7 protein-coding genes are annotated in these 7,057 nt (G+C 52.1%); 2 read left to right on the top strand and 5 right to left on the bottom strand.

The genetic code is table 11. The annotated features are described in order from the left end of the window. Positions 1-465 precede the first annotated feature (465 nt). Both purH and purD read left to right on the top strand, forming a co-directional pair. Positions 466-2,055, top strand: a complete 1,590-nt coding sequence (gene purH, locus ACOZIO_RS24775; protein WP_129955663.1) for a bifunctional phosphoribosylaminoimidazolecarboxamide formyltransferase/IMP cyclohydrolase — start codon at positions 466-468, stop codon at positions 2,053-2,055. 46 nt (positions 2,056-2,101) lie between these two features. Next, positions 2,102-3,391 (top strand): phosphoribosylamine--glycine ligase, encoded by a 1,290-nt coding sequence (purD, locus tag ACOZIO_RS24770; RefSeq protein ID WP_129955664.1) that lies wholly within the window; start codon positions 2,102-2,104, stop codon positions 3,389-3,391. 64 nt (positions 3,392-3,455) lie between these two features. On the opposite strand, the gene ACOZIO_RS24765 is transcribed toward purD, so the two are convergent. From ACOZIO_RS24765 to hemE, 5 genes are all read right to left on the bottom strand, one after another. Next, on the bottom strand, positions 3,456-4,142 hold the full coding sequence (locus tag ACOZIO_RS24765; RefSeq protein WP_240782882.1) for a DUF1481 domain-containing protein: 687 nt from the start codon (positions 4,140-4,142) through the stop codon (positions 3,456-3,458). Between the two features lie 18 nt (positions 4,143-4,160). Beyond that, entirely contained in the window at positions 4,161-4,433 is a 273-nt protein-coding gene (gene hupA / locus ACOZIO_RS24760; protein ID WP_013577396.1) for a nucleoid-associated protein HU-alpha, read from the bottom strand. Positions 4,434-4,623: 190 nt separating this feature from the next. Beyond that, positions 4,624-5,214: a YjaG family protein gene (locus ACOZIO_RS24755; RefSeq protein WP_129955666.1), complete on the bottom strand. Its 591-nt coding sequence runs from the start codon at positions 5,212-5,214 to the stop codon at positions 4,624-4,626. Positions 5,215-5,270: 56 nt separating this feature from the next. Then, on the bottom strand, positions 5,271-5,966 hold the full coding sequence (nfi, locus tag ACOZIO_RS24750; protein ID WP_129955667.1) for a deoxyribonuclease V: 696 nt from the start codon (positions 5,964-5,966) through the stop codon (positions 5,271-5,273). Positions 5,967-5,975: 9 nt separating this feature from the next. Next, a complete protein-coding gene (gene hemE / locus ACOZIO_RS24745) occupies positions 5,976-7,040 on the bottom strand; it encodes a uroporphyrinogen decarboxylase (protein WP_015699029.1) in 1,065 nt (354 codons plus the stop codon). Between the last annotated feature and the right edge of the window lie 17 nt (positions 7,041-7,057).

Here is a 7,057-nt window from a genome sequence, read left to right as displayed (position 1 = left end):
TTACGCTTTCCTCGTTCAGTGTCAACCGTTTATTTCACCCGGTTGCCGCTGTTTTCAATCTTTCCGACCCGGTCACTTCGTGATGTTGTTCACGTTGTTCCCTGTCGATGGAGCGGCATTATAGGGAGTTCTCAGCAGGCCGCAAGGGCTAATTTTAAGAAAAATCACTGTTTGCTGCATTACACAGCAAACACACCGCTTATACCGTGTTTTGCACAGATTTATCCACAGAGGCACAGGAATCTCAAATTTTGCGAGCGTCGCGCAATCGTTTTCGCTACAATTTCGCGCGTTAGTTTTCACTGCCCTTTAGGGGTGATAAATGAAAAATCAGCCACTGAGGGGAAGTTATCCAAGCTCAATCCCACGTTTTTCTGCAAAGTGCTCTATATAAAGAGAAGAAAATCGTCATTGAATTCCGATAACGCTCTTTACTGCGACTCCAAAGCCAAGGATATAACCACCATGCAACAATCTCGTCCAATCCGCCGCGCTCTGCTCAGTGTTTCTGACAAAGCCGGTATCGTAGAATTCGCCCAGGCTCTGTCTTCGCGTGGCGTTGAATTACTTTCCACTGGCGGAACCGCCAGCCTGTTAGCTAAAGCCGGCCTGCCAGTCACCGAAGTTTCTGACTACACCGGTTTTCCGGAAATGATGGATGGACGCGTCAAAACCCTGCACCCGAAAGTTCATGGCGGGATCCTCGGTCGTCGTGGGAAAGATGATGAAATCATGGCGCAGCATTCTATTGCACCAATCGACATGGTGGTCGTTAACCTTTACCCGTTCGCACAAACCGTCGCGCGCCCGGACTGTACACTGGAAGATGCAGTAGAAAACATTGATATTGGCGGCCCGACCATGGTTCGCTCAGCAGCGAAGAACCATAAAGATGTGGCGATCGTAGTAAAGAGCAGCGACTACGCGTCTATTATTGAAGAAATGGATGCCAACAGCAGCTCGTTGACACTGGCGACCCGTTTCAACCTGGCAATCAAAGCTTTCGAACATACCGCTTCTTACGACGGCATGATTGCGAACTACTTTGGTACGATGGTTCCGGCTTACCACGGTGATACTGAATCGGCTTCCGGCCAGTTCCCGCGCACACTGAATCTCAGCTATATAAAGAAACAAGATATGCGTTATGGCGAGAACAGCCATCAGAACGCTGCCTTCTATATAGAAGAGAACGTCAGCGAAGCTTCTGTGGCCACCTCTACTCAGCTTCAGGGCAAGGCACTTTCCTATAACAACATTGCGGATACCGATGCAGCTCTGGAATGTGTAAAGGAATTTGCAGAACCTGCCTGCGTCATCGTCAAGCATGCTAACCCGTGCGGCGTGGCCATCGGTGACAGTATCCTGGCCGCTTACGAGCGCGCCTACCAGACTGATCCGACGTCGGCTTTCGGCGGCATTATTGCCTTTAACCGTGAGCTGGATGCCGAAACGGCAAAAGCCATCATCAGCCGTCAGTTTGTGGAAGTGATCATCGCGCCGTCCGTCAGTGACGAAGCGCTGGCATTGACCGCGGCCAAACAAAATGTTCGTGTACTCACCTGCGGACAATGGCAAGAGCGCCAGAAAGCGCTCGACTTCAAACGTGTCAATGGTGGCCTGCTGGTTCAGGATCGCGATTTGGGTATGGTTGATACCGCTGATTTGCGTGTGGTTTCCGAGCGCCAGCCGACAGAGCAGGAACTGACAGACGCGCTGTTTTGCTGGAAAGTGGCTAAGTTTGTAAAATCCAATGCCATTGTTTATGCGCGTGACAAAATGACCATCGGTATCGGCGCTGGCCAGATGAGCCGCGTTTATTCTGCCAAAATTGCCGGTATCAAAGCCGCCGATGAAGGTTTGCAAGTGGCGGGCTCCGTAATGGCCTCTGATGCTTTCTTCCCGTTCCGCGACGGTATTGATGCGGCGGCAGCCGTGGGTATTACCTGCGTGATCCAACCTGGCGGCTCTATCCGTGACGATGAAGTTATTGCTGCGGCTAACGAACACGGCATTGCGATGCTGTTCACCGATATGCGCCACTTCCGTCATTAATTTTCTTTTGGCGGGTGCGATGCGCCCGCTCATCCGGAGTCTTCGAATGAATATTTTAATTATCGGTAACGGCGGGCGTGAACATGCACTGGCATGGAAAGCATCGCAGTCACCTCTGGCGGATAAAGTCTTTGTTGCACCTGGCAACGCCGGCACGGCGCTGGAGCCGCTACTGGAAAACGTTGATATTGCCGCCACTGACATCGCCGGCTTGCTGAGTTTTGCACGTGAACATGATATCGGCCTGACTATTGTCGGTCCTGAAGCACCGCTGGTGATTGGTGTGGTCGATGCTTTCCGCGCAGCAGGCCTGAAAATCTTTGGCCCGACGCAGGAAGCGGCGCAGCTGGAAGGCTCTAAGGCATTCACCAAAGATTTTCTGGCTCGCCATAATATTCCCAGTGCCGATTACCAGAACTTCACCGAAATCGAACCCGCTCTGGCTTATCTGCGCAGCAAGGGTGCGCCGATTGTCATCAAAGCTGACGGCCTCGCCGCTGGCAAAGGTGTCATTGTGGCAATGACCCTGAAAGAAGCCGAAGATGCCGTTCATGACATGCTGGCGGGAAATGCTTTCGGTGATGCAGGCCATCGCATTGTTATTGAGGAGTTCCTCGACGGCGAAGAAGCCAGTTTCATCGTCATGGTCGACGGTACCAATGTATTACCGATGGCGACCAGTCAGGATCATAAACGTGTAGGTGACGGCGACAGCGGTCCGAACACCGGTGGTATGGGAGCCTATTCTCCGGCGCCAGTCGTGACCGATGAAATCCATCAGCGCGTGATGGATCAGGTGATTTGGCCAACCGTTCGCGGTATGGCGGCGGAAAATAACACCTATACCGGTTTCCTGTATGCCGGTCTGATGATCTCCGCTGACGGCCAGCCGAAAGTGATCGAGTTCAACTGTCGTTTCGGCGATCCGGAAACTCAGCCGATCATGCTACGTCTGCGCTCTGATCTTGTGGACTTATGCCTGGCCGGTGCTGAAGGTCGTCTGGGTGATAAAACATCCGAGTGGGATCCGCGCCCGTCGCTGGGTGTCGTGCTCGCAGCCGGTGGCTATCCTGCTGATTATAAAACCGGAGATGCTATTCATGGCCTGCCGCTGGAAGAAGTACCGGACGGTAAAGTCTTCCACGCCGGAACCCGTTTGCAGAATGAACGTGTGGTGACTCATGGCGGTCGCGTGTTATGTGTGACGGCATTGGGTAAAACGGTGGAAGCAGCACAGGCACGCGCTTATGACTTAGCAAAAGATATTCATTGGGAAGGCAGCTTCTGCCGCAAAGACATCGGTTATCGCGCCATCGATCGCGAACGCAATCAGTAATCCTGCCAGCCCCGACAATCAAAAAGGCACGCTTCGGCGTGCCTTTTCATGCGTGAACCCGGGATCAGAGATCGGACTCTTTCGGTTCCCATTTACAAAAATCTTCATTAGCTACCAGCAACATCTCATTGCCCTGAGGGGCGGTCAGCCAGGCTAATCCCAGGTTATCGTTACTGCGACTGGCTCGTTTCGCCAGCCAGACCTGTGAGCGGACAGTCAGTGTCGGCGTGACTTGTTCACCGGCACAGGTTGTTATTAACCCTTTGCGCCAGCGCGCCTGAACCAGCCGGACTTTCCCTGCCTGCAGCGCATTACTCAGATCGAGAATTTTTGACGCTTCATACTTATAGCGTTCGATTTCGTCTGCAGATAATTTCTCCCGACGCTCCGGAAGCTGCCGTTGCATAAAGCTGACATTGCCGCCCTCATCAAAACGCAGCATGACACCCAAATCCGTTTTAGTCGCATGGGTTTCTTTAAGCAGGTGCAATTGCCCTTGCTGGAATTCGTATCGGGTAATAATCGTATCGCCGCCGTAATAGGGGCTGTAGACGTTGAGAATGGTTTGAGGATCGTGCTGTGCGCTGTCTTTACGCCAGAGCCGGTTGATACCTTGATCGGCGACATAACCGCTGGCAAAGAATAACTCAGGATCTTTTTTAGAACTGCAACCCACCAGACCGAGCACCAGTAAACCTGCTACCAGTCCGGGGGTGATAAACTGAAGGGGCTTAAAGGCCCCTCCGCTTATTCTTTTCACTGCAAGCAATTACTTAACAGCGTCTTTCAGAGCTTTACCAGAAACGAACGCAGGCACGTTTGCAGCTGCGATTTTGATTTCTTTACCAGTCTGTGGGTTACGACCAGTACGCTCGTTACGATGATTTACCTTGAAAGTCCCGAAACCAACCAATTGTACAGCATCACCTTCTTTCAGAGACTCGGTAATAGCAGACAGAGTAGATTCAAGAGCAACTTTGGCCTGTGCTTTGGAAAGATCAGCTTTGTCCGCAATTACATCAATCAGTTGAGTCTTGTTCATAAGTTATCCTTTACAGTGTGTTTATCGTTTGCAAAGCATCGAGTGCGACGGATATGCCGATTGACAGCACCCTCCTGCATACACGCACCGATAGCCACTTTTTTTACGCCCCCCAAATGTAGACCAGACAGGGTGCGGATGTGAAGCCTTAAGGCACGACAAATCAGGCGTTAAATCACGTTTTCTTGCCTTATTGCGTTAAATTTATGCCAATGTTACTGACAGCGGCTTCACGCAGGTCAGAACGTAACCCTTTTATTAATTCCAGGTCACGCTCTTCACAGTCAGCCAACAGGCGAAAAATCTCCCATTGGATGTCCCATTCCTCTTCCACGGCAGGAATGACTTTGAGTTCTTCATCCGTCATTTCTCTACCGGCCTGAGTCATTTCCAGCATCGCGACAGTACGAATTGACGCCTCACTGACGGCAACCGCGTGTGACAGCGTTTCGCCACTCAGACGTGAATGAATCAGTTCACCTAATGCAATACATGCATCGATGGCCGGATAAACCCCATAGATGTCGTAATCATCGGAAGAAGGCACCGCTTCTTCCAGTTTTTCGAGCTGTGAGTCAAAATTGACCTTGGCGTCTTTTACCACCAGCGTCTCCCAGATTAAATCCAGGATGCGGCGGTAAAGCTGTGCTTCGCCAAACCCGGTTTCCAGACAAAATGCCTGATAGTTCGGGTACATGCGTTCACACAGGCTTGCCATAAACGTTACGTGTTGCCAGCTTTCCAGCTTTTCGAGACGTAAATGAATTGGATTACGTAACATGAGTTGATCTCGTTAACTTTTCTGCGCGGGAGTTTACCTGAAATAAATCAATATCCCTATTCCTTGATTCCTAAAAGATCATCACTCAGCCGTTGCCAGCGTTGAAACGCCGTCCGGTTTGACGCCACAGCATCTGCCCAACGGGTAGGCTCCGGCAGACGATATTGCCGCATGCACTGTTGTACCCAATAAAGCGATGAATCCATGCTGATACGATTACCGGGTGAGATGAATAATGGATTACAACGCAGCTTGCTCCGCCACACCCAGCCAATCTGTTCATCCCCTTCGTACAGCGCCTGGCGACTGTGTAGTTCCTCACCCAGTGGCAGGAACTGACCACATAGACGGCTTTTCGCCACACCAATCGTCGGAACATCGATCATCAGGCCAAAATGACTGGCGACACCAAGACGACGCGGATGCGCAATCCCTTGCCCGTCGACGAAAACCAGATCAGGGTGCGATGAGAGCTGCCGCCACGCCTGCAGCAGGGCGGGAAGTTCGCGGAAGGAAAGGAAACCAGGAATGTAAGGCATAACAGTGGGGATACGGGCAATCTGATACTCTACCAGCTCCAGCGTCGGGTAGCGTAAAACAGCCACCGCCGCGCGTGTCACCTCACCCCCCTGTTCGAAACCGACATCCACACCCGCGATCAATGCGGGAGGGGTGAATTCGGGCGGATCCTGCAATTTAATCTGATCTGCGAGGATCCGTTGTTCTTCACGTAAAGCACGGGTATTGATCATACCGGGATTTTACTCGTGATATTGCCGGGACAGGCTATGCACCGCTTCGACGAAGGCCCCCGCATTTTCCGGCGGGACGTCCTGATGAATGCCGTGACCCAGATTGAACACATGACCATTACCTTTGCCGAAACCGGCAAGGATGGTCTCCACTTCCTGCTCTATACGCACCGGCGAGGCATACAACATTGAAGGATCCATGTTGCCCTGAATCGCGACTTTGTCACCCACGCGACGGCGCGCATCGGCAATATCGGTGGTCCAGTCGAGACCCAGTGCATCGCAGCCCGTCGCAGCCATCGCTTCCAGCCACTGTCCGCCGCCTTTGGTAAACAGCGTGACCGGCACACGACGCCCTTCATTTTCACGGATCAGGCCATCGACAATCTTGTGCATATAGTTCAGGGAAAATTCGCGGTAATCGCGGGGAGACAGTACGCCGCCCCAGGTGTCAAAAATCATTACCGACTGGGCGCCCGCTTTGATCTGGGCATTAAGGTAAAGAATAACGCTGTCTGCCACTTTATCGAGTAACAGATGGAAAGTGGACGGATCGGCGTACATCATCTTTTTGATTTTGGTGAAGGCTTTACTGCTGCCACCTTCTACCATATACGTCGCCAGCGTCCACGGGCTGCCGGAGAAACCGATAAGCGGCACTTCACCTTTCAGGTTCTTACGGATAGTACGCACGGCGTTCATGACATACCCAAGCTCCATTTCAGGATCCGGAACCGGCAGTTTTTCGACATCGGCACGGTTCGTTAATGGCGAAGAAAAACGCGGCCCTTCACCGGCTTCAAAATACAGCCCAAGCCCCATCGCATCAGGAATGGTCAGGATGTCGGAGAATAGGATCGCCGCATCCAGCGGATAGCGACGAAGCGGCTGCAAAGTCACTTCACAGGCCAGCTCGGCATTCTTGCACAGCGACATAAAATCACCGGCTTCAGCGCGGGTTTCTTTGTACTCCGGCAAATAACGGCCTGCCTGACGCATCATCCAGACCGGTGTAATGTCCACTGGCTGACGTAACAAAGCACGCAGGTAACGGTCGTTTTTCAACTCATTCATTCTTGCTCTTTCCTTCA

The sequence above is a fragment of the Rahnella sp. PD4 genome (assembly GCF_049199325.1).
Taxonomy (GTDB): Bacteria; Pseudomonadota; Gammaproteobacteria; order Enterobacterales; family Enterobacteriaceae; genus Rahnella; species Rahnella perminowiae.
The sequence above is the reverse complement of the archived record's forward strand: the minus strand, read 5'-3'. Positions and strand labels throughout refer to the sequence as shown.